Annotated in this window: 25 protein-coding genes; 16 read left to right on the plus strand and 9 right to left on the minus strand. The window is 69.6% G+C overall.

Features of this window, described 5'->3' with window-relative positions; genetic code table 11:
* Positions 1-94: 94 nt before the first annotated feature.
* From LVJ59_RS12810 to LVJ59_RS12820, 3 genes are read left to right on the plus strand one after another with little or no spacing between them, the layout of a single operon-like run.
* Positions 95-1,261, plus strand: coding sequence for an acyl-CoA dehydrogenase family protein (locus LVJ59_RS12810; RefSeq protein WP_232763353.1), 1,167 nt, complete (start codon positions 95-97; stop codon positions 1,259-1,261).
* Complete coding sequence (locus LVJ59_RS12815; protein WP_047523520.1) at positions 1,258-2,046, plus strand: SDR family oxidoreductase; 789 nt, start codon at positions 1,258-1,260, stop codon at positions 2,044-2,046. Before LVJ59_RS12810 ends, LVJ59_RS12815 begins: the two co-directional genes overlap by 4 nt.
* Positions 2,047-2,066: 20 nt before the next feature.
* On the plus strand, positions 2,067-3,218 hold the full coding sequence (locus LVJ59_RS12820) for an acetyl-CoA C-acetyltransferase (protein WP_047523522.1): 1,152 nt from the start codon (positions 2,067-2,069) through the stop codon (positions 3,216-3,218).
* A gap of 108 nt (positions 3,219-3,326) precedes the next feature.
* Here the strand turns inward: LVJ59_RS12820 and LVJ59_RS12825 are convergent, their stop codons facing one another.
* From LVJ59_RS12825 to LVJ59_RS12840, 4 genes are read right to left on the minus strand one after another with little or no spacing between them, the layout of a single operon-like run.
* A complete protein-coding gene (locus tag LVJ59_RS12825; protein ID WP_232763354.1) occupies positions 3,327-4,400 on the minus strand; it encodes a nitronate monooxygenase family protein in 1,074 nt (357 codons plus the stop codon).
* Entirely contained in the window at positions 4,397-5,146 is a 750-nt protein-coding gene (locus tag LVJ59_RS12830) for a CoA-transferase subunit beta (protein ID WP_232763355.1), read from the minus strand. The genes LVJ59_RS12825 and LVJ59_RS12830 overlap by 4 nt, the downstream gene beginning before the upstream one ends.
* The gene (locus tag LVJ59_RS12835; RefSeq protein WP_232763356.1) at positions 5,143-6,009 is read right to left on the minus strand and encodes a CoA transferase subunit A; all 867 of its coding nucleotides are present in this window, start codon (positions 6,007-6,009) and stop codon (positions 5,143-5,145) included. Before LVJ59_RS12835 ends, LVJ59_RS12830 begins: the two co-directional genes overlap by 4 nt.
* Positions 6,006-6,764: an enoyl-CoA hydratase family protein gene (locus tag LVJ59_RS12840; protein WP_047523536.1), complete on the minus strand. Its 759-nt coding sequence runs from the start codon at positions 6,762-6,764 to the stop codon at positions 6,006-6,008. The genes LVJ59_RS12835 and LVJ59_RS12840 overlap by 4 nt, the downstream gene beginning before the upstream one ends.
* A gap of 167 nt (positions 6,765-6,931) precedes the next feature.
* Between LVJ59_RS12840 and LVJ59_RS12845 the strand changes: the two genes are divergently transcribed.
* The 3 genes from LVJ59_RS12845 to LVJ59_RS12855 are packed head-to-tail and all read left to right on the plus strand — an operon-like array spanning position 6,932 to position 9,539.
* A complete protein-coding gene (locus LVJ59_RS12845) occupies positions 6,932-7,834 on the plus strand; it encodes an SDR family oxidoreductase (RefSeq protein WP_047523538.1) in 903 nt (300 codons plus the stop codon).
* On the plus strand, positions 7,831-8,613 hold the full coding sequence (locus tag LVJ59_RS12850) for a MaoC/PaaZ C-terminal domain-containing protein (protein ID WP_232763357.1): 783 nt from the start codon (positions 7,831-7,833) through the stop codon (positions 8,611-8,613). Before LVJ59_RS12845 ends, LVJ59_RS12850 begins: the two co-directional genes overlap by 4 nt.
* The gene (locus tag LVJ59_RS12855) at positions 8,610-9,539 is read left to right on the plus strand and encodes an NAD(P)-dependent oxidoreductase (protein ID WP_232763358.1); all 930 of its coding nucleotides are present in this window, start codon (positions 8,610-8,612) and stop codon (positions 9,537-9,539) included. The genes LVJ59_RS12850 and LVJ59_RS12855 overlap by 4 nt, the downstream gene beginning before the upstream one ends.
* On the opposite strand, the gene coaE is transcribed toward LVJ59_RS12855, so the two are convergent.
* Together coaE and LVJ59_RS12865 are read right to left on the minus strand one after the other, a co-directional pair.
* Positions 9,514-10,149: a dephospho-CoA kinase gene (gene coaE, locus LVJ59_RS12860; RefSeq protein ID WP_232763359.1), complete on the minus strand. Its 636-nt coding sequence runs from the start codon at positions 10,147-10,149 to the stop codon at positions 9,514-9,516. The genes LVJ59_RS12855 and coaE overlap by 26 nt on opposite strands.
* A 68-nt stretch (positions 10,150-10,217) precedes the next feature.
* The gene (locus LVJ59_RS12865; protein WP_165875492.1) at positions 10,218-10,727 is read right to left on the minus strand and encodes a GNAT family N-acetyltransferase; all 510 of its coding nucleotides are present in this window, start codon (positions 10,725-10,727) and stop codon (positions 10,218-10,220) included.
* 131 nt (positions 10,728-10,858) lie between these two features.
* Here LVJ59_RS12865 and LVJ59_RS12870 point away from each other — a divergent pair, with 131 nt between their 5' ends.
* The 9 genes from LVJ59_RS12870 to rocD all read left to right on the plus strand — a co-directional run bounded on the left by LVJ59_RS12870 (position 10,859) and on the right by rocD (position 22,405).
* Positions 10,859-11,419 (plus strand): acyl-CoA thioesterase, encoded by a 561-nt coding sequence (locus LVJ59_RS12870; RefSeq protein WP_047523568.1) that lies wholly within the window; start codon positions 10,859-10,861, stop codon positions 11,417-11,419.
* A gap of 172 nt (positions 11,420-11,591) precedes the next feature.
* The gene (locus tag LVJ59_RS12875; RefSeq protein ID WP_232763360.1) at positions 11,592-13,145 is read left to right on the plus strand and encodes a Re/Si-specific NAD(P)(+) transhydrogenase subunit alpha; all 1,554 of its coding nucleotides are present in this window, start codon (positions 11,592-11,594) and stop codon (positions 13,143-13,145) included.
* Positions 13,142-14,539, plus strand: coding sequence for a Re/Si-specific NAD(P)(+) transhydrogenase subunit beta (gene pntB / locus LVJ59_RS12880; RefSeq protein WP_232763361.1), 1,398 nt, complete (start codon positions 13,142-13,144; stop codon positions 14,537-14,539). Before LVJ59_RS12875 ends, pntB begins: the two co-directional genes overlap by 4 nt.
* 104 nt (positions 14,540-14,643) lie before the next feature.
* Positions 14,644-18,294 (plus strand): proline dehydrogenase family protein, encoded by a 3,651-nt coding sequence (locus LVJ59_RS12885; protein ID WP_232763362.1) that lies wholly within the window; start codon positions 14,644-14,646, stop codon positions 18,292-18,294.
* Positions 18,295-18,490: 196 nt separating this feature from the next.
* Positions 18,491-18,925: a hypothetical protein gene (locus tag LVJ59_RS12890; RefSeq protein WP_232763363.1), complete on the plus strand. Its 435-nt coding sequence runs from the start codon at positions 18,491-18,493 to the stop codon at positions 18,923-18,925.
* A complete protein-coding gene (locus tag LVJ59_RS12895) occupies positions 18,925-19,155 on the plus strand; it encodes a helix-turn-helix transcriptional regulator (protein WP_047520335.1) in 231 nt (76 codons plus the stop codon). Before LVJ59_RS12890 ends, LVJ59_RS12895 begins: the two co-directional genes overlap by 1 nt.
* Positions 19,152-20,159, plus strand: coding sequence for an NAD(P)-dependent alcohol dehydrogenase (locus LVJ59_RS12900; protein ID WP_232763364.1), 1,008 nt, complete (start codon positions 19,152-19,154; stop codon positions 20,157-20,159). Before LVJ59_RS12895 ends, LVJ59_RS12900 begins: the two co-directional genes overlap by 4 nt.
* 168 nt (positions 20,160-20,327) lie before the next feature.
* A complete protein-coding gene (gene ddaH, locus LVJ59_RS12905) occupies positions 20,328-21,206 on the plus strand; it encodes a dimethylargininase (protein ID WP_047520331.1) in 879 nt (292 codons plus the stop codon).
* On the plus strand, positions 21,203-22,405 hold the full coding sequence (gene rocD, locus LVJ59_RS12910) for an ornithine--oxo-acid transaminase (RefSeq protein WP_232763365.1): 1,203 nt from the start codon (positions 21,203-21,205) through the stop codon (positions 22,403-22,405). Before ddaH ends, rocD begins: the two co-directional genes overlap by 4 nt.
* 13 nt (positions 22,406-22,418) lie before the next feature.
* On the opposite strand, the gene LVJ59_RS12915 is transcribed toward rocD, so the two are convergent.
* From LVJ59_RS12915 to LVJ59_RS12925, 3 genes are all read right to left on the minus strand, one after another.
* A complete protein-coding gene (locus tag LVJ59_RS12915; RefSeq protein WP_047520327.1) occupies positions 22,419-22,706 on the minus strand; it encodes a hypothetical protein in 288 nt (95 codons plus the stop codon).
* A gap of 62 nt (positions 22,707-22,768) precedes the next feature.
* The gene (locus tag LVJ59_RS12920; protein ID WP_232763366.1) at positions 22,769-24,103 is read right to left on the minus strand and encodes an MFS transporter; all 1,335 of its coding nucleotides are present in this window, start codon (positions 24,101-24,103) and stop codon (positions 22,769-22,771) included.
* A 5-nt stretch (positions 24,104-24,108) separates the two neighbouring features.
* A complete protein-coding gene (locus tag LVJ59_RS12925; RefSeq protein ID WP_232763367.1) occupies positions 24,109-24,549 on the minus strand; it encodes a MarR family winged helix-turn-helix transcriptional regulator in 441 nt (146 codons plus the stop codon).
* Between the two features lie 64 nt (positions 24,550-24,613).
* Here LVJ59_RS12925 and LVJ59_RS12930 point away from each other — a divergent pair, with 64 nt between their 5' ends.
* Positions 24,614-25,351: a copper homeostasis protein CutC gene (locus LVJ59_RS12930; RefSeq protein ID WP_047520321.1), complete on the plus strand. Its 738-nt coding sequence runs from the start codon at positions 24,614-24,616 to the stop codon at positions 25,349-25,351.
* The last annotated feature ends 22 nt before the right edge of the window (positions 25,352-25,373 follow it).

The raw sequence follows: 25,373 nt of genomic DNA on the forward strand, positions 1-25,373 counted from the left end.
CTCTGAACTCCAGCGATCAACCAAACAATCGCTTGGTTTATTGATACTATACGTGAACGGCATGCCGAAGACCATGACTCGATGAGGAGCACCGATGGACGCGACGCAGCACGACGCGGATGAGCGGTTCCGCGCCGAGATCCGCGGTTGGCTGGACGAGAACCTCACCGGCCGCTTCGCCGACCTGCGCGGCCGCGGGGGATCCGGACGGGAGCACGAGGACTTCGAGGCGCGGCTGGAATGGAACCGCCACATGGCGTCCGCAGGCTGGACGTGCGTCGCCTGGCCCGTCGAGCACGGCGGGCGCGGACTCAGCATCGCGCAGCAGGTCATCTTCCACGAGGAGTACGCCAGGGCGGATGCGCCGGCGCGGGTGAACCACCTCGGCGAAGAACTGCTCGGACCGACCCTCATCGCTCACGGGACCGCCGAGCAGCAGGCCCGGTTCCTGCCCGGCATCGTCGCCGTCGAAGAGCTGTGGTGCCAGGGATACTCCGAGCCGGGTGCCGGTTCCGACCTCGCCGCGGTGTCCACCAAGGCGCAACGCGTGGGCGACGAATGGTCGATCACCGGGCAGAAGGTGTGGACCTCGCTCGCCCAGCACGCCGACTGGTGCTTCGTGATCGCACGCACCGAACCCGGCTCCACCCGCCATCAGGGGCTGTCGTACCTGCTGGTGCCGATGGATCAGCCCGGCGTCGAGGTGCGCCCGATCCTGCAGCTGACCGCCACCAGCGAGTTCAACGAGGTGTTCTTCGACGATGCCCGCACCGCCGCCGACCTCGTCGTGGGTGGTGAGGGCAACGGTTTCAAAGTCGCGATGGCGACGCTCGGCTTCGAGCGGGGCGTGTCGACCCTGGCCCAGCAGATCGCGTTCCGCCGCGAGCTGGATGCGGTGATCGACCTGGCCACGCGCACCGGTGCGATCGACGACGCCGTGCTCCGCGACCGGCTGGTCCGGGCGAGGATGGACCTCGAAGTGATCCGACAGCACGCCCTGCGCGCGCTCGGCGGCGAGCAGGGCGACGGTGCTTCGGTCACGAAGCTGCTGTGGTCCAACTGGCACCGCTCGCTCGGCGAGCTCGCGATGGAGATCGCCGGTCCCGCTTCCCTCCTCGTCGGTGCGGACTATGCGCTCGACGACCTCCAGACGCTTTTCCTGTTCAGCCGTTCCGACACGATCTACGGCGGCTCGGACGAGATCCAGCGCAACGTCATCGCTGAGCGTATGCTCGGCCTGCCCCGAGAGGCCCGCCCATGATCCCCACCGCACCCGAGTACGTTCCTGGCCACGGACTGCTGACCGGGAAGCGTGTCGTCATCACGGCCGCCGCCGGCGCCGGCATCGGCCAGGCCGCGGCAATCCGCTGCCTGGAGGAAGGGGCGGCGCTCGTCGTCCTCGGCGACACGCATGCCGGTCGCCTCGCCGAGACGCAGCAGGAGCTCGGTGATCGATTCGGGGCGGATCGGGTGCGCACGGCCGTGTGCGATGTGACCGTCGAGGAGCAGATCACGGCGTTCCTCGACCTCGCGGAAGACGGCGGCCCCATCGACGTCATGATCAACAACGCGGGGCTCGGCGGCTCGGTGCCGATCCTCGACATGACCGACGAGCAGTGGGACAAGGTGCTCGACGTGACGCTCACCGGTACCTTCCGGTGCATCCGTGCCGTGGGTCGGCGTATGGTCGCGGCAGGCACGGCTGGAGTCATCGTGAACAACGCCTCGGTCATCGGCTGGCGGGCGCAGGTCGAGCAGGCACACTACGCCGCCGCGAAGGCCGGGGTGATGGCGCTGACCCGCAGCGCTGCGATGGACCTCGCCCCGCACGGAATCCGCGTCAACGCGGTCTCGCCGAGTCTGGCGATGCATCCGTTCTTGGAGAAGGTCACCTCGCCCGAGCTGCTCGAAGAGCTCAAGGCCCGAGAAGCGTTCGGGCGGGCGGCGGAACCCTGGGAGGTCGCCAACGTCATGGTGTTCCTCGCGAGCGCATACTCCTCTTACATGACCGGCGAGGTCGTCGCCGTCAGCAGTCAGCACGCGTGAGTTCAGAGAGAAGGAAGAACATGGCAGAGGCATACATCGTCGACGCGGTCCGCTCGCCGGTCGGCAAGCGCGGCGGCTCGCTCTCGGGCATCCATCCGGCCGACCTCGGGGCGCACAGTCTGCGGGCGCTGGTCGAGCGCACCGGCATCGACCCCGGTGCGCTCGATGACGTCATCATCGGTGCGACCGACACGATCGGCGGTCAGTCCGGCAACGTCGGTCGTTCAGCCGTGCTGGTCGCAGGTTTTCCCGAGCATGTGCCGGGGGTCACGATCGATCGACAGTGCGGGTCGAGTCAGCAGGCGGTGCACTTCGCCGCGCAGGCCGTGATGAGCGGAGTGAACGACCTGGTCATCGCGGGCGGCCTGCAGAACATGTCTCAGCTGCCGATCTCCTCGGCCATGGTCGCGGGTGAGGCCTATGGCTTCACGACACCGTTCGCCGAGTCGCCGGGCTGGCAGGCCCGATACCCCGACCAGGAGATCTCTCAGTTCGTGGGTGCCGAGATGATCGCCGAGAAGTGGGACATCTCTCGGGAGGAGATGGAGCAGTTCGCCCTGGAGAGCCACCAGCGCGCCGCCGTGGCCCAGGACGAGGGGCGGTTCGTGAACGAGATCGCGCCGCTGAACGGCCTCGACCACGACGAGGGTGTGCGCCGCGACACCTCGCTCGAGCGCATGGCGGGGCTCCAGACGCTCACCCCGGGCGGGCGGTTGACGGCTGCGGTCGCGTCACAGATCAGTGACGCCTCCAGTGCGGTGCTCGTCGCGAGCGCGCAGGCGGTCAAGGACCATGGCCTCACGCCACGGGCGCGCATCCACCACATGTCGGTGCGTGGCGACAGCCCCGTCTTCATGCTCACGGCTCCGATCCCCGCGACGCACTACGCCATGGAGCGTTCCGGGATGTCGCTCGACGACATCGATCTGTTCGAGGTGAACGAGGCGTTCGCGTCCGTCGTGCTCGCCTGGTTGCAGGAGACCGGGGTGCCGCGCGAGAAGCTCAACGTCAACGGTGGCGGCATCGCGCTCGGGCACCCGATCGGTGCGACCGGCACCCGGCTCATGACCACCTTGCTGAACGAGCTGGAGCGTACCGGCGGACGCTACGGCATGCAGGTCATGTGCGAGGGCGGTGGCCTGGCGAACGCCACGATCATCGAGCGCCTCTGAACGACGCCGAGACCCCCAGGTCCCGCCGAGACCCCTCTCTGCCGACGCCGGCGGAGAGGGGTCTCGGCGCGTGAGAGGGGTCTCGGCGATCGAAGCCCGGGGGAGGCCTCAGTCGAGGAGACAGGACGCAGCGGTGCGGAGGTGGGTGACGGCGTCGCGCACCACCCGATCGACGAGCTCCTCACAGCTGGGCAGGTCGTCGATCATGCCGACCACCTGGCCCGCCGCGAGCATCCCGGCTCGGGTGTCGCCCTCGACGAGGCCGGCCTTGAGGAGCATCGGGGTGTTCGCAGCGAGTGTCATCTGTGCCCAGGAACGACCGGTCGCCTTCTTCATCGACACCGCGTCCTTGACCATCTGCGGCCAGCTCAGCCCCGACATCCTCTTGAACTCCAGGGAGCGTCGCAGCGTCGGGCCGAGTCGGCGCAGTCCGCCGCGGCCTTCGAGGTCCTCGACGAACTCGGTGCGCAGCAGCCGGTGTGGCATCCCGTCGGCCTTGGTGGTGACGACCGTGCCGTCGAGCCCGAAGCCGAGGTAGCGCTGCTTGATCGCCTCGGGCACCGCGCTGTCGCTCGTGAGCAAGAACCTCGTGCCCATTCCGACGCCAGCGGCTCCATAGGCGAGCGCGGCAGCGAGGCCCCTTCCGTCGTGGAAGCCACCGGCCGCGATCACCGGGATGTCGACCGCGGCGACCACGGAGGGCAGCAGGATCGACGTCGGCACCGCACCGGTGTGGCCGCCGCCCTCGCCGCCTTGCACCATCACCGCATCCGCGCCCCATGCGGCGACCTTCTCCGCATGGCGCACCGCGCCGATCGAGGGGATCACCACCACGCCGTTCTCCTTGAGTCGCTCGATGAGTTCGCGACGGGGTGCGAGGGCGAAGCTCGCCACCTTGACACCGTGACGGATGAGGAGTTCGACACGCTCCGCCGCGTCGCCGGCATCCGCCCGCAGGTTCACGCCGAACGGATGGTCGGTGCGTTCGGCGACCTCGATGATCTGCCGTTCGAGCTCGTCGTACGTCATGGTCGCCGAGGCGAGGATGCCGAGGGCGCCGGCCTGTGCGGTGGCGGAGACCAGTCGGGCGCCGGCGACCCAGCCCATGCCGGTCTGCACGATGGGATGATCGACGCCCGTGACTCGGGTGAGCGCTGTGGACAGCTGTGGGGGTGTGGTCATGATGCGGTCACCTCTCGGTCGCGGAGTCCGCGGGGGTCCAGTCGCTCGCGCACGAGGCGGAGCTCCTCGTCGGTCGGGAGCCGGGTCTCGGGGACGTCGGCGGGGATGTGCACGGGGAAGCCGGTGGCCGCCGTCACCTGATCGAGCGCGACACCGGGATGCAGGCTCACGAGCGCGACGGTGCCGGCGGGCCCGGTGAAGTCGAGCACGGCGAGGTCGGTGACGATCCGCCGCAGGTCCTGGAACCGGTCGGCACCGGCGGCTCGTGCGCGGGTGGGTCCGACGCCGGTGACGACGTCGACCCGTTCCACGAACACGCGGGGGCTGTGCCGGGCGATCCAGTAGCTGGTGGCGTGGTTCACCGTGTTCGTCGCCGCGGCCCGTGCGCCCAGCATTTGCCGGCTCGGATGGTCGCGGTCGCCGATAGCGGACAGGTTCTGGTCGCCCTGCCGGTCGATCTGTGCGGCGCCCATGACGACGTGACGGCGGCCTCGGGCGATCAACTCGAACAGACGTGCGTAGGCGAAGGGCGCCTCGGGTTCGCGGAACGGCTCGTCCACGGCGGGTGTGTCGGCGTACAGCGTCGCTTCGCCGTCGCTGAGGAGCAGGTCGGGTGCGTGGGTCAGGCGCGCCAACCGAGCGCCGATCGTGGGGACGATGCCGACGGTGCTGGCGAGGATCGTCCCGGCGCCGCGGAACAGGTCGCTGCAGGCCACCGCGGCGACCTCGGCGCGGGTGGCGGTCATGACGACGGCCTCGTGTGGAAGGCCGCGACCGAGGCGCGGTACGCATCGTCATCGACGTCGATGAACCGGGCACGGAAGTCGGCCCACGCGGCGGGGGAAGCGGCGGACTCCGCGTACGCACGCTGGAGATGCTCGTCCCTTGCGGTGTGCGGCGGGTGGGCGGTGAACCCCGAGCCTCCGGGTGACACGACGACCAGGGTGGTGAGCGTGCGGTCGAGGACCGAGGCCGTGGGCCCGGCGTCGACGACCAGATCGGCCGTGTCGACCACGGCTTCCACGCTGACCACGGTCCGCGCCGCCGCCCCCGCGAGGAGGTCGTCGAAGTAGAGGTCGGGGCCGAGGCACACGGCTGTCCCCGACGCGTCCGCGCGGTCGAGGTGCAGCAGCGCGAGGTCGAGGGGCACGGCAGGCATCGCCACCAGCACCTCGGCGTCGGCGTACGGCGAGGTGACCGTGCGGATATCGGGATTGCGGGTCACGGCGTCCGAGCCCGCCCCGGAACGGGTGACCTCGAAGGGGAGCCTGCGGGAGGCGGCACGGAGTCCGGCGACCAGCATCCCCTCGTCGTACTCGACATTGCGCACCGCGCCGGACTGGCGCGCGGACGCGAAGTGCGGGTCGATCGGGATGCTGTCGAGTGACACGAAGCCGTGCACGATCTCGGCGGCCTGCCCGGTGGCGCAGAGGATGCCGACGTCGGGGCCGCCGAAGCTGACGATGCGCAGTCGGCGAGCGCCGGAGCGCACGATCTGTCGCACGAGGGCCATCGGTTTGCGACGGGAGCCCCATCCGCCGATCCCGATCGTCATGTCGTCGTGGATCAACGATGCGACCTCCGTGGGAGAGGAGGCCACGACGCTCATGTCGAGAGGTTCTCGCCGGTTGCGACGAACGCGTCGCGATGCTGGTCCGCGACCCCGGCGAGATTGAGCTCGAAGGTGAATCCCTGCTCGAACCGGTAGCTGCGGTTGACGTCGATCGGGTCGATGCCGTTCAGCGCCTCCTTGGCCGCACGAATGACGCGCGGGTCCTTGGCGGCGATCTCCTGGGCGAGGGCGAGGGCGGTGGCGTCGAGCTCGTCGCGCGGCACGACGGCGGCGACGGAGCCGAACTCCTCCAGCCGTCGCGCCGTGACGGTGCGGCTCGTGTAATACATCGAGCGCAGCATGTGTTGCGGCACGAGTCGTGACAGATGAGTCGCTGCGCCGAGTGCGCCCCGGTCGACTTCGGGGACACCGAAGGTGGCGTCATCGGAGGCGACGATCACATCACTGTTGCCGACGAGCCCGACACCGCCGCCCAGGCAGAAGCCGTTGACCGCCGAGATCACGGGCACCGCGCACTCATAGATCGCCTTGAAGGCCTCGTAGCAACCGCGGTTCGCGCCGAGGATGCCGGAGAAGCCTTCGATGCGTTGCATCTCCTTGATGTCGACGCCGGCGTTGAAGCCCCGCCCTTCCGCCCGCAGGATCACGACGCGTGTCTCGGCATCGGCTGTGGCTTCGCGCATCGCCGCGGCGACATCGAACCACCCGGCCACGGGCAGCGCGTTCACCGGCGGATAGTCCATCGTGACGGTGCGGACACCGTCAGGATGCAGGGTGGAAGTGATCGTCATCGGACACCTAACCTAACGTTTGCTCAAGGCACCCTAGCACTTGCTTGGTTTGCAGGGTAACCCCTTGTGGACATTTGCCCTAGCAATTGCTTGGTTGGTAGCATCGGGTGCATCCACCGCTCTCAGAGCGGTCCGCAGCAGCCACAGCCTCAAAGGAGAGTCGACTCATGGCAGGAATCCTCGAAGGCCGCGTCGCCATCGTCACCGGGGCGGGGCGCGGCCTCGGTCGCGAGCACGCTCTCGAACTCGCTCGGCAGGGTGCCGCGGTCGTGGTCAACGACCTCGGCACGACGTTGGACGGTGCCGGAGTCTCGGTCGGTCCGGCGCAGGAGGTCGTGGAGATCATCCGTGCTGCGGGCGGCGACGCCGTGGCCAACGGCGCCGACATCGCGGACTTCGGCCAAGCCGCAGAGCTCGTCGAGCAAGCCGTGTCCACCTTCGGCCGTCTCGACATCCTCGTCAACAACGCCGGATTCGTGCGTGACCGGATGCTCGTCAATGCCGGCGAAGACGAATGGGACGCGGTCATCCGCGTGCATCTGAAGGGCCATTTCGCCCCGCTTCGCCACGCCAGCGCATACTGGCGTGCGGAATCCAAGGCAGGACGGCAGCCCCTCGCGCGTGTCATCAACACCTCCTCGGGAGCCGGCCTTCAAGGCAGCATCGGGCAGGCGGCGTACTCGGCTGCCAAGGGCGGCATCGCTTCTCTCACCCTCGTCGCCGCGGCTGAACTCGGACGCTACGGCGTCGCCGTCAACGCGATCGCCCCCTCCGCGCGCACGCGGATGACCGAGGGGCCCTTCGCCGACGCGATGGCCGCACCGGATGGCGGCTTCGACCGGATGGATCCTGCGAACGTCTCGCCGGTGGTGGCGTGGCTCGCGAGTGCCGACTGCACGATCAGTGGCCGTGTGATCGAAGTCGAGGGCGGCCGTATCTGCCTCGAAGAGGGATGGCGACACGGCGCAGTCCGCGAACTCGATCGACGCTGGTCGGCGGCGGAGGTCGGCGATGCCGTCCGGGCGCTCGTCACCGAAGGCACCGCGCCCGAGGCGGTGTACGGCGCATGAGCGCGGCGGACTGGGCAGGGCGCGACCTCGGCGAGCGGACCATCGGGTACGACGAGAAGGACGTCATCCTCTATGCGCTCGCCGTCGGCGCGCAGGCCACCGACCTCGACCTCGTCTTCGAAGACCGGCTGCGGGTGCTGCCGACGTTCGGCCTCACGCTTGCGCAATGGGCACCCGATGTCCTCGCCGGCGCCGGCGCGTTCGACGACCGGGCCGTGCACGGTTCGCAGACGCTCGAGGTGCGTCGGCCACTGCCCCGCACCGGTGCGCTGCGACTTTCGGGCCGGGTCGGCGAAGTCTGGGACAAGGGCTCGGCGGCGATCTTCGACGTGATCGTCGAGTGCGAGGAATTCACCGCCACGTGGTCGCTGTTCGCCCCCGGTCTCGGCGGCTTCGGCGGAGAGCGCGGTGCGTCGCGGACTGCGCCCGTGACACGTCCTGCGGGCATCGGCGCCGTGGTCCGGACCTTCCCGACGCAGGCAGCCCTGTACCGCCTGACCGGTGACCGGCACCATATCCACATCGATCCGGAGGCGTCGGCTCGCATAGGGCAGCCGAGGCCGATCCTGCAGGGGCTGTGCACCCTCGCCTCGACCACCTTGGTGCTCGCCACGGAGCAGCGGGCGCATCCGGCTGACCTGACCGCGCTGCAGGGCCGTTTCAGCGGGCCGGTGCTCCCCGGCGACACGCTCGAGGTCGAATCATGGCCCGACGGCGATTTCGAACTCCGACGCGATGGCGTACCCGTGATCTCCGACGGCCGGGCGGTGTTCGCATGAGCCGGGTGCTGGTGGTCGGAGCGACCGGGATGATCGGCAGCCACGTCGCCGCCGACCTCGCCGCCCGAGGCGACGACGTCACCGTGATGGCGCGTCGGGATCCATCGGACCGAGATCCGCGCGCGGTGCAGGGCATGCCGCGGCTCCAGGGGGACTACACGGATCCCGGGACGTCGCCGCGGATGCTGGAGGGCTTCGACGCGATCGTGTTCGCGGCCGGCAACGACATCCGTCATGTTCCCGCTGAACAAGAGGACGATGCGTTCTGGGCGCGCACGCAGAGTGTCGGTGTGCCGCAGTTCGCCGCGCAGGCCAAGGCTGCGGGTGTCGGACGCTTCGTGCAGGTCGGCAGCTACTATCACCATCTGCATCCGGAATGGACGGCGCGCATCCCGTATGTCGCCGCTCGCCGGGATGCGGATGAGCGCACGCGGGCGTTGAGCGGTGACGGCTTCGCGGCGATGACGCTGAACCCGCCGTCGATCGTGGGTGCCGATGAGCGCGGGATGCGTCGCTTCGCACGCATGATCGCGTGGACGCGCGGGGAACTCGCCGATCCAGAACTGTTCGCTCCTCCTGGGGGCACGAACTACATGTCGGTGCGCTCGCTCTCACAGGCCGTGCAGGGCGCGCTCGATGGGGGAGAGGCGGGTCGCGCCTATCTGATCGGGGATCGCAATCTCACCTACCGCGAGTATTTCCAGCTGCTCGCGGACGCTGCAGGGAGCGGGAGCGGGAGCGGGAGCGTGATCGAGGAGCGAGACCAGGAGCATCCGTTCCTCCCCGATCGGTTCATCGTCCAGGGTCGTGGTGCGGTGATCTCCTACGACACCGACCCCGCCGAGACGGCGCTGCTCGGCTACGCCCAGGACGACGTCGAACGGTCACTCGTCGAGATCGTCACCGCGGTGGACGATCTGCGGTGAGACGCTCCCACAGCGATGCGGTCGCGCTCCGCGTCTCTTCGAGGGTGCCGTCCGTGCGCACGACGACGTCGGCGATCGCGATCCGATCGACTTCCTCACCCTGAGCGCGGATGCGGCGCTCCGCTTCGGCGGGGGCGTATCCGCGTCCGTCCTGCAGGCGCCGGAGCCGAAGGTCCTCCGCTGCCTCGACCGTCACGATCAGGTCGTAGGTCCACGGCAGCGGCGCCGTCGTGCGACTCAGCAACGGGATCTCATGGACGACGACACCAGGTGTCCGCCGGGCGCGTTCGATCCTCGCCCCGACTTCGGAGAGGATCGCCGGGCGCAGCAGCGCGTTGTACTGACGGAGGAGGTCGGCGTCGCTGAAGACTCGTGCGCTCACCACGGCGCGGTCGAGGGTGCCGTCCGCGGCGAGCACGTCGGTGTCGAGCAGTTCGGCGATCGAACGCACGAGCGCAGCCCCGCCGGGCGTCCGAGGATCGACGACGTCACGTGCTGCCGCATCGCCGTCGACGATGCGCGCACCGAGGGCCGTCAGTTCACGAGCGACGGTGCTCTTGCCCGCAGCGATGCCACCGGTGAGTCCGACGAGGATCGAAGTGTGGTGCATGCGGGATCAAGAACGTGCCTGCGAGGGACGTGCGAGGTGCGAAATCGATCCCGCACGGGCGCGCCGCGTCAGGGTCGGACGAAGCGGACCTCGGTCAGCGTCTCACCGAGGAACGGCTCGGTGTGCGATGCGCCGTCGAGGTGGAAGCCGTTGCGCGTGTAGAAGCGGTGCGCACGGGGGTTGTCCTCCGCGACCCACAGGTACAGCGGCTCGTCCTTCTCGACGGCGGCGTCGAACAGCTTCTGGCCGATGCCGGTCGAGTGCCAGGCGTCGAGCAGGTAGATGAAGTAGAGCTCGCGGAACGCCGGAGCATCCTTGTCGCGGGCCGGTCCCGAACCGACGAAGCCGACGATCTCGCCGTCGACGAGCGCAGCGTTCATCTTGAAGTCGGGGCCTTGCGAGGCCCAGTGCGTCCAGAGCTCGGCCATCCGCCGCGGCGAGACCTTCTCGAGCGCTGCCTTGCTGATCAGGTGGTCGTAGGTCTCGTGCCAGCACTGGGCGTGCACGCGACCGAGGGCTTCCGCATCCACATCACGGACCGGACGGACGATGACTTCAGGCTGGGCTTCGGCGCTCATGTTCGTGACTCTACGCGCGGCGTCCGCGAACAGGAAATCGAGCGGAGACCCGCGGAGACGGGGCGTCACGGGATGGAGGGTTCGCACAACGATGTTCGTGATTCGTGCGCGTCTGGCTACGATCGATCCTCGTGAACGTGATCTGGCGGACCCTTCTGGTGATCCTCGGCGCTCGCCGCCGCGTGCGACGGGGGAAGACCCTCGACCCGACGGCGGTGGGCAGCATCACCCTGACGACGCTGCCGACGGACCTCGACATCCTGCGCCATATGAACAACGGTCGCTACCTGTCGCTGTTCGACCTCGGGCGCTGGGACCAGCTGATCCGCACCGGACTGTTCGACGCCATGAAAGACCGCGGCTGGTACGCGGTCGTCTCCAGCGAGACGGTCACGTTCCGCAAGTCGCTGCAGCTCTGGCAGCGGTTCGAGGTGCAGTCGCGCTTCATCGGACACGACGACAAGGCCCTCTTCCTGGAGCACCGGGCCGTGGTCGACGGCGAGGTCTACGCCCGGGCGATCGTGCGCGCCCGGATGCTGCGTCGCACCGGGGGCACCGTCAGCAACGAAGAGCTCTTCGCTGCGGTCGGCAAGCCCGACGGCGTGCCGGAGATCGACGCCTGGGTGCACGACTGGGCCGCGGCATCCGCCCTCCCGCCCGTGCGCGTGAAGGCTCCGAGCGTCTGGGGCTGAGCCGCTCTCGCCGCGATCTCCTCCTCTGCTTTCCGTAAGAACCTCGCTTCTTTCCCCGTCATAGAGCCGAAAGAGGGCTGCTCCCGATCGCCCTCTCAGTACTCTGAGCGGGAAGTCAGGGGCGCGGACGCCCCGGTGATCCCGTCGACGCAGACGGGTGGAGGAGGAAGCAGTGGCAGTCATCGGCATCGTGCGGGAGCCTGCGGGCGAAGCACGGGTCTCGGCCACCCCGGCGACCATCGCGTCGCTCGGCAGGCTGGGACACACGGTCAGGGTCGAACGAGGAGCAGGAGCGGCGGCGTCGTTCCCCGATGCGGACTATGAAGCCGCCGGTGCCGTGCTCGTGGACAGGGCGGAGGCGTGGGGGAGTGAGATCGTGCTCGCGATCACGGCGCCCGGACCGGAGGAGATCGCCCTCCTCGCCGACGGGGCGACCCTCATCGCCCTGCTGTCGCCGGCACTGCGTCCCGACCTGGTCGAGGCTCTCGCGCAGCGCAGGATCACCGCGGTCGCTCTCGATGCGGTGCCCCGCATCTCGCGGGCGCAGTCCATGGACGTGCTCAGTTCGATGGCGAACATCGCCGGATATCGGGCGGTCGTCGAAGCCGCCCACGAGTTCGGCCGCTTCTTCACGGGCCAGGTGACCGCCGCCGGCAAGGTGCCGCCGGCGAAGGTGCTCGTCGCGGGAGCCGGAGTCGCGGGGCTCGCGGCCATCGGTGCGGCGTCGAGCCTCGGAGCCGTCGTCCGCGCCACCGATCCGCGCCCCGAAGTCGCCGACCAGGTGACCTCGATCGGGGGGACGTACCTCCCGGTCGACGTCGAGGTCGCCGCGTCCACCGACGGCTATGCGAAGGCGACGAGCGCGGACTACGACCGACGGGCCGCCGAGATCTACACCGAGCAGGCGGCCGACGTCGACATCATCATCACGACCGCCCTCATCCCCGGGCGTGCGGCACCGCGCCTGATCACGGCGTCCGACGTCGCCCGGATGAAGCCCGGCAGCGTGATCGTCGACATGGCCGCGGGGCAGGGCGGCAACGTCGAAGGGTCCGTCGCGGGCGAACGCATCGTCACCGACAACGGTGTGATCATCCTGGGGTACACCGATCTGGCGTCGCGCCTGGCCTCTCAGGCATCCCAGCTCTACGGCACGAACCTGGCGAACCTGGTCGCCCTGCTGACGCCCGCGAAGGACGGACGGCTCGTGATCGACTTCGACGACGTGGTGCAGCGTTCGGTCACCGTCGTCCGCGACGGGGAGGTCACCTGGCCGCCGCCCGCCGTGCAGGTCGCCGCCGCGCCCGCTGCGAGAGCCGCCGCGGATCCCGTCGAAGTCGCCCCGCCGAAGAAGATGTCGACGGCGCGCCGGGTGACCCTGATCGTGCTGGGCATCGCCGCCCTCTTCGCCGTGAACGCGTTCGCACCCGCGCCGCTTCCGCAGCACTTCACCGTGCTCGTGCTCTCGGTCGTGATCGGCTTCTCCGTGATCGGCAAGGTGCACCACGCGCTGCACACCCCGCTCATGTCGGTGACGAACGCGATCTCCGGCGTCATCGTCGTCGGCGCGATGCTGCAGGTCACCTCACCGATTCCGGTCGTGCAGGTGCTCGCGACGATCGCCGTGCTGCTGGCATCCATCAACATCTTCGGAGGATTCGCGGTCACCCGCCGGATGCTCGCGATGTTCACCCTCGGCAACTCCGCGAAGGGTGGCCGGAAATGACCATCGACGCGTTCGTCGGAGCGGCGTACATCGTCGCCGCCCTGCTGTTCATCCTGAGTCTCGCGCGCCTCAGCCGCCACGAGTCGGCACGCGCGGGGGTGGTGTACGGCATCGCCGGCATGACCATCGCGCTCGTCGCGACCGTCGCCCTCACCGTCGCCGACGCCTGGAGCACCGGTGCGTTCCTCGGTCTCGGCCTGCTGGTGGCCGCCGTGCTGGTCGGCGCAGCCATCGGGCTCTGGCGGGCCAGGGTCGTCGAGATGACGGGAATGCCCGAGCTCATCGCGCTCTTGCACAGCTTCGTCGGTCTGGCCGCCGTGCTCGTCGGCTGGAACGGCTACCTCGCGCACCCGGAGCTCGCCCCCGAGCTCGTCGGCATCCACAACGCCGAGGTCTTCATCGGGATCTTCATCGGCGGCGTCACCTTCACCGGATCGATCGTCGCCTACCTCAAGCTATCGGCCAGGATGTCTTCCGCGCCGCTCATGCTCCCCGGCAAGAACGGCCTGAACGTCGGCGCGCTCGTCGCCTTCGTCGCGCTCACCGTGTGGTTCGTGAATGACCAGCAGCTCTGGCTCCTGATCGCGGTCACCGTGCTCGCGTTCGCCCTCGGCTGGCATCTGGTCGCTTCGATCGGCGGTGGCGACATGCCGGTCGTCGTCTCGATGCTCAACAGCTACTCGGGCTGGGCGGCCGCCGCGGCGGGTTTCCTCCTCAACAACGACCTGCTGATCGTCACGGGTGCGCTGGTCGGCTCGTCGGGTGCCTACCTGTCGTACGTGATGTGCAAGGCCATGAACCGCTCGTTCCTCTCCGTCATCGCGGGCGGTTTCGGGATCGCCGCACCGTCCGCGGACGACACCGAGTACGGCGAGCACCGCGAGATCACCGCCGAGGGGGCGGCCGAGATGCTCGTCGCCGCGGGCAGCGTCGTGATCACACCCGGCTACGGCATGGCCGTCGCTCAGGCGCAGTACCCGGTGGCTGATCTGGTCCACAGGCTCCGCGAACGCGGGGTGGACGTGCGGTTCGGCATCCACCCGGTGGCCGGGCGCCTTCCCGGTCACATGAACGTGCTGCTGGCCGAGGCCAAGGTCCCGTACGACATCGTTCTCAGCATGGACGAGATCAACGACGACCTCGCATCGACTTCGGTGGTGCTGGTGATCGGGGCGAACGACACCGTGAACCCGGCTGCGGCCGAGGACCCGGGCAGCCCCATCGCCGGGATGCCGGTGCTCAAGGTGTGGGAGGCCGAGAACGTCATCGTGTTCAAGCGCTCGATGGCCGCCGGCTACGCGGGGGTGCAGAATCCACTGTTCTTCCGCGACAACGCCTCGATGCTGTTCGGTGATGCCAAGCAGCGGGTGGAGGACATCATCGCGGCGCTGTGACCTCGGTTTCGAATCGCGCGATCGACGCCATCCGAGAGGGAAAAGCGACCGATTGCGCGATTCGAACGGCCGAGGGATCCTGCTCCCGACCTAGGCTGAAATCCATGGCCGACACCCCGCCGGATGCCGTGGCATCCGCACCCCTCGCAGACCGCGCCGTCGAGCTCGCTCGGCGGTGGGCGATCGAGGCCGCGGCCGTCGAACCCGACCCCGCGGCCGCCCGGCTCGCGGGTGTGTTGCAGGACGCGAACGGCCTCCCGTTCACGCTCGGCTTCGTCGACGGCGTGATGCGCCCCGAAAGCCTGACCGCTGCCGCCTCGCAGTTGCGCCGGATCGCTCCGATCGTGCCCGAGTTCCTCCCGTGGTACCTGCGTTCCGTGGTGCGCCTCGGCGGAGGAGTGGCCCCCATCCTCCCTGCACCCGTCGTGCCGATCGCCCGCAGAGTGCTGCGCGACATGGTCGGGCACCTCGTCGTCGACGCCCGCCCCGCGAAGCTCGGCGCCGCCATCGAGCGGATCGCCGCGGACGGTTCCCGGCTCAACCTCAACCTGCTCGGCGAGGCGGTTCTGGGCGAAGCGGAGGCGCGGCGTCGCCTCGACGGCATCCACGAACTCATCCAGCGACCGGACGTCGACTATGTCTCGGTCAAGGTGTCCGCCATCGTCAGCCACCTGTCGATGTGGGCGTTCGACGAGGTCGTCGACGAGGTCGTCGAACGGCTTCTGCCGCTGTACCTCACGGCCGCGGGGGACGGCACGTTCATCAACCTCGACACGGAGGAGTACCGCGACCTCGATCTGACCATCGCGGTGTTCACGCGCCTCCTGGAAGATCCGCGTCTGGCCGGACTCGAAGCCGGGATCGTGTTGCAGGCCTACCTCCCCGATGCGCTGCCCGCCCTGCAGGAGCTCACCGCCTGGGCGCAGGATCGCGTCGCGCACGGCGGGGCCCGCATCAAGGTGCGGCTGGTCAAGGGTGCGAACCTCGCGATGGAGCGGGTCGAGGCGCGGATGCACGGATGGGAACCCGCGACCTACGACACGAAGCTCGACACCGATGCGAACCACCTGCGCTGCCTGGACTGGGCACTGCGACCCGAGCACACGGCGGCGGTGAAGATCGGTGTCGCCGGACACAACCTCTTCGGCATCGCCTACGCCTGGCTCCTCGCCGGTGAGCGCGGTGTCCGGGACGCCGTCGAGTTCGAGATGCTCCTCGGGATGGCGCAGGGGCAGGTGCAGGCCGTTTCCCGCGAAGTCGGTCCGGTGCTGCTCTACGTGCCCGTGGTGGAGCCCGCCGAGTTCGACGTCGCGATCAGCTACCTGGTGCGGAGGCTGGAGGAGAACGCCTCTGCGGAGAACTTCCTCTCCGCGGCGCTCCGGCTCGGCGAGGACGAGTCCCTGTTCGTGCGCGAGCAGGACCGGTTCCTCGATGCACTCGATCGCGCCGCCGATCCGACTCTCCGCACCGGACCGCGTCGCACCCAGGACCGGCACGCCCCCGTGCACGAGTCCGTGCGGCCCGTCCCGTCGGCTCCCGCCCCGGAGACCGACCTCACCAAGGCGGTGCTCGGCATCTCCCGCGGATCCGACGACGGCGGACGGGAGGCCTTCCTCGAGACGGCCGTGTACTCCGCCCGCGAACTGGAGCACGACGCGGGCGGCGCTCCGGGGTTCGTCAACACGGCCGACACCGACCCCGCCCTCCCCGCGAACCGCGACTGGGCGCGCGAGGTGCGCGAGCGCATCCCCGGGTCCGATCTCGGCGCCGCGACGGTCGCTGCCGGGCGGGTCGACGATGCCGCGGCGTTGGACCGGATCGTGCAGGGTGTCCGCCGCGCCGCTCCCGCCTGGGGCGGACGACCCGCTGCGGAGCGGGCCGAGGTGCTGCTCCGCGCGGCGGCAGCGCTCGAAGGGCGGCGGGCGGATCTCATCGAGGTCGCTGCCTCGGAGACCGGAAAGGTCTTCGCGGAGGCCGACGTGGAGGTGAGCGAGGCGGTCGACTTCGCCCGCTACTACGCCGCGAAGGCACGCGAGCTCGATGCGATCGCCGGGGCCGTCTTCGTGCCGTCATCCGTGACCGTGGTCACCCCGCCGTGGAATTTCCCCCTCGCGATCCCGGCGGGCGGGGTGCTCGCCGCGCTCGCCGCCGGTTCCGGCGTGGTCTTCAAGCCCGCCCCGCAGGCACGTCGCTGCGCCGCCGTCATCGCGGAGACGCTGTGGCAGGCCGGCATCCCTCGTGATCTGCTCGCGCTGGTCGATGTCGAAGAGGGCGATCTCGGTCGCGACCTCATCACGCACGAGGCGGTCGATCGCGTGATCCTCACGGGGGCGTGGGACACGGCGGCGCTGTTCCGCTCCTGGCGTCCGGACCTCCCGCTGCTCGCGGAGACCAGTGGCAAGAACGCGATGATCATCACCCCGTCCGCCGACCTCGATCTCGCGGTCGCCGACCTCGTCAAGAGTGCCTTCGGCCACGCAGGTCAGAAGTGCTCCGCCGCCTCGCTGGCGATCCTGGTGGGCCCGGTCGGCCGGTCCCCGCGGTTCGCGCGCCAGCTCGCGGATGCCGTGCGCTCGCTGCACATCGGTCCGCCGACCGATCCGCTGGCCGAGGTCGGGCCGGTGATCGAGCGACCCGACGGCAAGCTCGCCTGGGCGCTGAGCGAGCTCGAGGGGGAGGAGCAGTGGCTGATCGAGCCTGCGCTCGCCGAGGGCGACGATGGCAGCGGGCGACTGTGGCGACCCGGTATCCGCGTCGGAGTGCAGCCGGGGTCGCGCTTCCACACGGAGGAGTTCTTCGGCCCGGTGCTGGGGGTCATGCATGCTCCCACCCTCGCGAAGGCCATCGAGATGCAGAACGCGGTCGCCTACGGCCTCACCGCCGGGCTGTACACGCAGGACCCGGACGATCTCGCTCTGTGGCTCGATCGGGTCGAGGCGGGGAACCTGTACGTGAACCGCGGCATCACGGGCGCGATCGTGCAACGGCAGCCGTTCGGTGGGTGGAAACGGTCTTCGGTCGGTCCCGGCGCGAAAGCGGGCGGGCCGAACTACCTGATCGGACTGGGGTCGTGGCGCTCGCAGGCGGGCGGCCCGGCGTCCAGCACGCTGCACCTGCGCGGACTCGACTCCCGCATCACGGCTCTGATCGAGTCGGCGCAGTCCTCGCTCGCCTACGAGTCGTTCGAGTGGCTGCGTCGATCGGCGCTGTCCGATGCGCTGGCCTGGGACCGCGAGTTCGGGCAGGTGCGCGACGTGTCGCACCTCGATGTCGAGCGGAACCTGTTCCGCTACCGTCCGGTGCCGGTCGAGGTCCGCGCGACGGCGGATGCGGGACTGCAGGAGCTGCTGCGCGTCGTCATCGCCGGTGTGCGCGCCGGAGCGGCGTTCGTCCTCTCGACTCCGGTCGGGCTGCCCGCCGATGTGCGTCGCGCGCTCAGCGATCTCGACGCCCCCGTGTTCTTGGAGAGCGACGACGAGTGGCTGCAGCGCCTGCAGCGGCAGGACGCTGGTCCCGAGGGCGTCGCGCTTCCGGTGGCCGACCGCGTGCGGCTGGTCGGCGGTCGTGAGGGGGTGGCCGCGCTGCGCGCGAAGCTCGCCACGGCCTCCGCCGGCGATCCCGACCTCGCGGTGTACGACGGCGAGGTGACGGGCGCGGCCCGCATCGAGCTGCTGCCGTTCGTGCACGAGCAGTCGATCTCGATCACCGCGCACCGCTACGGCAACCTCGACCCGTGGAGCAGTGACGTGATCTGAGTTCGCCCGCGTCCCCGTCGGGTCCGGGTGTCCCGTTCTCCTGCTCCCGTCGCGATATGGCAGCCGAAAACCGAGAATAGGGCGCCATATCGCGACCGGAACGGCATGGGATCGCCCCGGATGTAAAGAATTCTTGACACACGCATATCGCGGACGTACGCTGAGTGTGTCAAGAATCTTTTACATCGGAGGCGTCATGGTCTACGAAGAACGCAATGCCTGGTCGGGGCTCATCGTCAGCCCGATCGTGATGGTCGTGTACGTCGCGCTGGTGCTTCAGCAGGCCGGGGGAGGACCGCTCACCGACGTCGACTGGTTCCCGCTCATGCTGTGGGTGATCGGTGGCGGCATCGTCGCGACCATCGTCCTCAGCATCGTCTGGGGGATCATCGCCGGGATGACGGATCCGGACGGGGTGGGTCGCTCGGACATCCGCGACCGCGACATCAGCCGCATGGGCGGAAGGGTCGAGCAGGCTTTCGTCGTGGTCGCGGGACTCGGAGTCATCGCGCTGTGCGCCGTCGGAGCCGACGTCTTCTGGATCGCGAACACCATGTTCGCGGGCTTCGCGGTGTCGGCGCTCGTCGGCGGCATCGCGCGGGTGATCGCCTACCGGCGAGGACTCGTCTGATGGTCAAGCCCACCCGCGTCTCGAACACCATCCGTGTGCACCGCGAACAGGCAGGACTCACCCAGGCCGAACTCGCACGCACGGTCGGTGTGACGCGCCAGACGCTCATCGCGATCGAACAGCAGAAGTACTCGCCGACGCTCGAGCTCGCCTTCCAGATCGCCCGCGCGTTCGGTGTGGGCCTCGACGACATCTTCGAGTATCCCGACACGTCAGGAGCATCCGCATGAACCGGTCGATGCAGGCATGGTCCCGGGAGACCTACGGGGCGGCCGACGGCGTGACGCTGCAGAGCATCCCCGTCCCGACGCCCGGTCGTGGGGAGGTGCTGCTGCGGGTGCGCGCCACAGCCCTGAACGCGGGCGATGTGCGTCTCCTCCTCGGTGATCCGCTGCTCGTCCGGCCGGTGTACGGCCTGACCCGTCCGAAGCATCCGGTGCGCGGTATGGAGGTCGCCGGCACCGTGGTCGCACTCGGGCCCGACATCGTGGGCGCGGAGCTGGGGGAGGACGTGGTCGGAGAGCTCGTCGGCGGCGGAGGCCTCGGCGAATACGTGAGCGTGCCGGCCTCACGGCTCGTGCCGATCCCGCCCGACATCGCGCCCGAGTCCGCCGCGTGCCTTCCGGTGGCCGGGGGGACTGCGTGGCAGGCGCTCGACCTCGCCGGGGTGGGGCTCGCGCATGCCGGGACGCCGCGTGTCCTCATCATCGGCGCCTCGGGTGGTGTCGGTACCTTCGCCGTGCAGCTCGCGGCGCTCCGTGGGGCCGAGGTCTGGGCGACCTGCCGTGCCCGCAACGCACCGCTGGTCGAGCGGCTGGGCGCCATCCGCACCTTCGATCACCGGGAGTCCCCGCTGGCCGACCTCCCCGCCGGACGGTTCGACGCGATCGTCGACATCGCCGGGGGGATGCCGCTGCGGGAGCTGAAGCGCCTCGTCGCTCCCGGAGGCACCGTGGTGCTGGTCACGGGAGACGGCGGACACGTGCTGGGCCCGATCCCCCGGATGCTGCGCGCGGTGTTCCTGTCGATCGGATCGCGGAGCATCCGTCCCCTCGCCGCGACTCCGCGTCCGGAAGTGCTCGCGAAGCTCCTCCAACTCGTGGCCGACGGACGTGTGGTTCCCGTGGTCGAACAGGAGTACCCCTTCTCGGAGGCCGCCACCGCCCTGTCTCGCATCGCGGCCGGTCATACGGTCGGCAAGCTTGTCGTCACCGGCTCCGGCTCCGGCTCCTGAACCGACCCGCGCGGTGCTCTGGCGGCATACAGGCGGCGGGTGACACAATGGACCCCGGCGTGCCCGAGTCGCATCTTCCCCGACGCCCGCTCTGAACGAGCGAAGGGTCGAAGGACCGCCGGGCCCCTGGACAGCGTCCGCCGCGCCCGTCCTCCGAGGAGAGCACCCATGTCGACGCCTGAAGCCGCCGTCTCCCCCGCCCCCGCCCGCACCGCGCACCACCGCCGCTACCTGATGTGCAAGCCGGAGCACTTCACGGTCAACTACTCGATCAACCCGTGGATGGAGCCGACGAGGCCGACCGACACCGCCAACGCGGTCGCGCAGTGGCAGAAGCTCCACGATCTGTACATCGAGCTGGGCCACGAGGTCGAGCTCATCGATCCGCTCCCCGGATACCCCGACATGGTCTACACGGCCAACGGCGGGTTCCTCATCGACGGTCGCGCCTACGTGCCCGAGTTCCGCTTCGTCGAGCGTCAGGGCGAGTCCCCGGCCTTCGCCGACTGGTTCCGTGCCGCGGGCTTCGACACCGTGATGCCGAAGGAGGTCAACGAGGGTGAGGGGGACTTCCTCCTCGTCGGCGACGTGATCCTGGCCGGCACCGGCTTCCGGTCGACGGGAGACAGCCACCGTGAGGTCGGCGAGGTCTTCGGCCGCGAGGTCGTCTCGCTCACCCTGGTCGACCCGCGCTTCTACCACCTCGACACCGCCATCGCCGTGCTCGATCCGGTGCAGGGCACGGAGAACGGCGGCCCCGAGCGCGCGAACATCGCGTACCTCCCCGGTGCCTTCGACGACGCCAGCCGCGCGATCCTCGAAGAGCGATTCCCCGACGCGATCCTCGTCTCGGATGAGGACGGTTCGGTGTTCGGCCTCAACTCGGCGAGCGACGGCTACAACGTGGTCATCTCGCCGCGTGCGAAGGGCTTCGAGAAGCAGCTGCGCGAGCGCGGGTACAACCCGATCCTGATCGACCTCTCCGAGCTTCTCCTCGGCGGTGGCGGGATCAAGTGCTGCACGCTCGAACTGCGGGGTGCGAAGTGACCGCCCTCGACGAGACCACCACCGCGGGCACCGAGCCGCACGTCGCGCACAACTATCACCCGCTGCCGGTGAACATCGCCCGCGCCGAGGGTGCCTGGGTGACGGATGTGGAGGGCAAGCGCTACCTCGACCTGCTCGCTGCGTACTCCGCCGTGAACTTCGGCCACCGGCATCCGGCCCTCGTCGCGGCGCTCACCGAACAGCTCGGACGCGTGACGCTCGTCAGCCGCGCCTTCCAGAGCGACCGGCTCGAACCGTTCGCCGCGGCACTCGCCGAACTCGCCGGCAAAGAGCTCGTGCTGCCGATGAACACCGGGGCCGAGGCCGTGGAGACCGGCATCAAGGTCGCCCGGGCCTGGGGATACCGCGTCAAGGGCATCGCCGAGGGCAAGGCGCGCATCATCGTCGCGGCCGGGAACTTCCACGGTCGTACGACCACCATCGTCAGCTTCAGCGACGACGAGACGGCTCGCGACGACTTCGGTCCGTACACGCCCGGTTTCGACGTCGTGCCCTACGGGGACGCGGACGCGATCGCTGCGGCCATCACCGACGAGACGGCGGCCGTGCTCGTGGAGCCGATCCAGGGCGAGGCGGGTGTCGTGATCCCGCCGGAGGGCTACCTGCGCCGCATCCGTGAGATCTGCGACGAGAAGAACGTGCTGTTCATCGCCGACGAGATCCAGGCGGGCCTGGGGCGGGTAGGGGAGACCTTCGCGTGCAACCGGGAAGGCGTCGTCCCCGACCTGTACCTGCTCGGCAAGGCCCTCGGCGGCGGCCTGCTTCCGGTCTCGGCCGTGGTCGGCGACGCCGACGTGCTCGGCGTGATCCGGCCCGGCGAGCACGGCTCGACCTTCGGCGGGAATCCGCTCGCGGCGGCCGTGGGCCTGCGCGTGGTCGAGATGCTGCAGAACGGCGAGTTCCAGGAGCGGGCGCGTGCGCTCGGCGCTCACCTGGATCAAGCCCTCCAGCCGCTGATCGGCCACGGCGTGACGGCCGTGCGCCTCGCCGGTCTCTGGGCCGGAGTCGACATCGACCCCGCGAAGGGCACCGGCCGCGAGATCGCCGAGAAGCTGCTCGAGCGGGGTGTGCTCGTCAAGGACACGCACGGGCAGACCATCCGCATCGCGCCGCCGCTCGTGATCCGCGCGACCGAACTCGACTGGGCGGTGGAGCAGCTCAAGCTCGTGCTGGCCTGAGCCCCTGCCGCGCTCAGGCGGGCGGGGAATCCGGGTCGAGCGTCTTCAGCGAGTCCTCCTCGGCCTCGTTGTCCGCGTCGAGCTGCTCCTCGGTGTTCTCGTCACCGCCGAGGGCCGAGCGATGGCCCTGACCCGCGTCGCCTTGGATGGCGCCACCGGTCGACTCGCCCCGGGAGCTGTCGCCCTGGATCGCTCCGCCGGTGCCGTCGCCCTGGCCCGAGTCCTCGTCCGGGACGGCGGTTTCCGGTGCGCCCTCTGCCGGGTCCGTCGAGTGGGGGGTGCGTTCCGTGTTCTCATCCATGCGACGACGATACGTACGGCCGGGGCAGCCGTGGAGGGCGTTGACAAACCCGGCGCGGAGGGTCAGCGATCGTCGTCGCGGTTCTTCGGGCTGCGGATCGGCGTAGTCACGGCGGCTTCGTCGCTGAACTCGATCGGGTCCACCTCGACGACCCGCAGCGGACGGGTCTCGTCGAGGGTGAGCAGGAATCGACGGTTCTCGGCGCGACGCAGGCGCCCCGAGGTCGCGACCCAGATGACGCCGATCGCGCACGCGACGAATCCGGCTGTGCCACCGAGCATGATGGCCGCGCGCGGTCCGAAGACGTCGGCGACCCACCCGGCGATCGGCGCTCCCACGGGCGTCGATCCCATGATCACCGCCATGTAGAGGGCGAGCACGCGTCCGCGCAGGGTCGGTTCGGTCGTGATCTGCACGTAGCCGTTTGCGGTCGTCAGCAGGGTCACGATCATGAACCCGGTGAACGTCAAGGTGACGGCATAGGACGCGTAGGTCGGCATCGCGGAGGAGACGAACGCGGCGATGCCGAACCCTCCGGCCGCGAGGATGACGACCCGCACCCTGGCCCTGTCGCGGCGCGCCGCCAGCAGCGCGCCGATGAGGGAGCCGATCGCGAGAACGGAACTGAGGACGCCGTAGCCGTCGGCCCCGGCGCCGAACTCGAGCGCCATGGTCGAGGCGAAGATCGGGAAGTTCATGCCGAACGCGCCGATCAGGAACACCGTGACGAACACCACCCGCAGATCGCTGCGGCCCCATACGTATCGGAAGCCGTCGGAGAGGCCACCGCGACTGCGGCTCTTGAGGCGGGGCGCGAGGAGGCCCGTGCGCAGCATCGACAGGGCGAGGATCATCGCGAGGAAGGTTGCGGCGTTCACGATGAAGACCCAGCCGGAACCGATCGCGACGATCAGCAGACCGCCGACCGCCGGGCCGATCATCCGCGCCAGGTTGAACGACGCCGAGTTCAAGGCGACCGCGTTGGAGGTGTCGCCGGTCGAGACCATGTCGGAGACGAAGGCCTGTCGGGCGGGAGCGTCGAAAGCGTTCACGATGCCGAACCCGAGGGCGAAGCCGAACATCATCGGCAGCGTCATCAGGCCGTTCAGCAGCAGCACGCCGACCGCGACGGCCAGGGCGAGCAGCGCCGACTGCGTGGCGAACAGGATGTGTCGTCGGTCGAACCGGTCGGCCACCCAGCCGGTGAGGCTCACCAGCACGAGCGGCGGCCCGAACTGCAAGGCCATCGTGACGCCCATCGCGGTCGCGTCGTTGTCGGTCAGCTCGGTCAGCACGACCCAGTCCTGGGCTGTCGCCTGCATCCAGCCGCCGACGTTGGAGACCAGGGCTCCGGCGAACCAGATCCGGTAGTTGATGTTCGCGAAGGAACGGAACATCGCGCTCATCGCTCCACCACCCGTCGCATCAACGCGCTCGCTTCGCGCAGCGTGGTGAGTTCTTCTTCGGTGTAGTCCACCTCGCGCAGCATGTCGGCCAGCAGCTCGTCGCGCCGCCGGATGGTCTCGGCGACGATCTCGATGCCGGCGTCTGTGATGTCGACCTGCACGCGTCGACGGTCGTCTTCGTCGGGGGTGCGCACGACGAAGCCCTGTTCCTCGAGGCCGTTGATCGTGCTGGTCATCGAGGGTGCCGTCACCCGCTCGCGCTCGGCGAGGGTCGAGATCGTGCGGCGACCGTTCATGCGCAGGTCGGCGAGCACCGCGAGCTGCGCGTCGCTCATCGAGTCCGCGGCCCGTGCGCACCGGAGGCGCCGAGCCAGGCGGAAGGTGGCCATACGCAGGTCTGTGGCGGTGAGGTGGAGGGATTCATCGGACGCAGACATTACTTAGATAGCCTATCTAATTTTCTGGCTCTCGGGTGCGGCCGAGGCCGGGCACAATGGAGGGGTGACCCGAACGATCGCTCTCGAAATCGCCGTGCAGGACCCCGCAGGAGTGCGCATCGCCGCAGAAGTCGGCGCCGACCGCGTCGAGCTCGCGACGGCCCTCGCCCTCGGTGGGCTGACCCCGTCGCCCGCGACCGTCGAGCTGTCGGTCGAGGCGGCCGGACAGGCCGGCCCCGAGGTGCATGTGCTGATCCGGCCGCGCGCCGGCGGTTTCCACTACTCCGAGGATGAGCTCGCCGTCTCCGAGCGCGACGTCCGCCACGCGATCAGTGCCGGTGCGAGCGGGGTGGTCATCGGCGCGCTCGACGCCGAGGGACGCCTCGACCTGTTCGCCATGGCGCGGCTTCGCGACGCTGCCGGGGGAGCCCCCGTCACGCTGCACCGTGCCATCGACATGACCGCGGACCCGGTCGCGACGCTGCGCAGTGCCCGCGAGCTCGGTCTGCGCCGAGTGCTCACCTCGGGGGGCGCGTCCGCCGCGATCGACGGCATCGACACCCTGCGTGCTCTCGTCGCCGCGGCCGAGGGGGAGATCGAGGTCATGGCAGGCAGCGGGGTCGACGTCGACAGCGCCCCCGTGCTCGCGGCCGCCGGCGTCGACGCGCTCCACTTCTCCGCCAAGCGGGCCGTGCTCGAAGACGGCGGCGTGCGGATGGGATCGGCCTCCGATGGGGTCGGCGGCTACGAGGTGACCGACCGCGACACCGCGTTCGCGATCCGGGATGCGCTCGCGCGGTAGCCGCTCCTCCGTGCTCTCGATA

Origin of the sequence: Microbacterium sp. KKR3/1 (assembly GCF_021272365.1) — a bacterium.
Lineage (GTDB): Bacteria > Actinomycetota > Actinomycetes > Actinomycetales > Microbacteriaceae > Microbacterium > Microbacterium aurugineum.

Bases quoted from the DNA above. Each gene is read 5' to 3' on its own strand.
- LVJ59_RS12840 (WP_047523536.1), bottom strand. From the start codon at position 6,764: ATGACGATCACTTCCACCCTGCATCCTGACGGTGTCCGCACCGTCACG.
- ddaH (WP_047520331.1), top strand. From the start codon at position 20,328: ATGTCGACGCCTGAAGCCGCCGTCTCCCCCGCCCCCGCCCGCACCGCG.
- LVJ59_RS12830 (WP_232763355.1), bottom strand. From the start codon at position 5,146: ATGACCGCCACCCGCGCCGAGGTCGCCGCGGTGGCCTGCAGCGACCTG.
- LVJ59_RS12815 (WP_047523520.1), top strand. From the start codon at position 1,258: ATGATCCCCACCGCACCCGAGTACGTTCCTGGCCACGGACTGCTGACC.
- LVJ59_RS12855 (WP_232763358.1), top strand. From the start codon at position 8,610: ATGAGCCGGGTGCTGGTGGTCGGAGCGACCGGGATGATCGGCAGCCAC.
- coaE (WP_232763359.1), bottom strand. From the start codon at position 10,149: ATGCACCACACTTCGATCCTCGTCGGACTCACCGGTGGCATCGCTGCG.
- LVJ59_RS12900 (WP_232763364.1), top strand. From the start codon at position 19,152: ATGAACCGGTCGATGCAGGCATGGTCCCGGGAGACCTACGGGGCGGCC.
- LVJ59_RS12890 (WP_232763363.1), top strand. From the start codon at position 18,491: ATGGTCTACGAAGAACGCAATGCCTGGTCGGGGCTCATCGTCAGCCCG.
- LVJ59_RS12810 (WP_232763353.1), top strand. From the start codon at position 95: ATGGACGCGACGCAGCACGACGCGGATGAGCGGTTCCGCGCCGAGATC.
- LVJ59_RS12925 (WP_232763367.1), bottom strand. From the start codon at position 24,549: ATGTCTGCGTCCGATGAATCCCTCCACCTCACCGCCACAGACCTGCGT.
- LVJ59_RS12850 (WP_232763357.1), top strand. From the start codon at position 7,831: ATGAGCGCGGCGGACTGGGCAGGGCGCGACCTCGGCGAGCGGACCATC.
- LVJ59_RS12920 (WP_232763366.1), bottom strand. From the start codon at position 24,103: ATGTTCCGTTCCTTCGCGAACATCAACTACCGGATCTGGTTCGCCGGA.
- LVJ59_RS12895 (WP_047520335.1), top strand. From the start codon at position 18,925: ATGGTCAAGCCCACCCGCGTCTCGAACACCATCCGTGTGCACCGCGAA.
- pntB (WP_232763361.1), top strand. From the start codon at position 13,142: ATGACCATCGACGCGTTCGTCGGAGCGGCGTACATCGTCGCCGCCCTG.
- LVJ59_RS12835 (WP_232763356.1), bottom strand. From the start codon at position 6,009: ATGAGCGTCGTGGCCTCCTCTCCCACGGAGGTCGCATCGTTGATCCAC.
- LVJ59_RS12865 (WP_165875492.1), bottom strand. From the start codon at position 10,727: ATGAGCGCCGAAGCCCAGCCTGAAGTCATCGTCCGTCCGGTCCGTGAT.
- LVJ59_RS12915 (WP_047520327.1), bottom strand. From the start codon at position 22,706: ATGGATGAGAACACGGAACGCACCCCCCACTCGACGGACCCGGCAGAG.
- LVJ59_RS12820 (WP_047523522.1), top strand. From the start codon at position 2,067: ATGGCAGAGGCATACATCGTCGACGCGGTCCGCTCGCCGGTCGGCAAG.
- LVJ59_RS12845 (WP_047523538.1), top strand. From the start codon at position 6,932: ATGGCAGGAATCCTCGAAGGCCGCGTCGCCATCGTCACCGGGGCGGGG.
- LVJ59_RS12885 (WP_232763362.1), top strand. From the start codon at position 14,644: ATGGCCGACACCCCGCCGGATGCCGTGGCATCCGCACCCCTCGCAGAC.
- LVJ59_RS12825 (WP_232763354.1), bottom strand. From the start codon at position 4,400: ATGACCACACCCCCACAGCTGTCCACAGCGCTCACCCGAGTCACGGGC.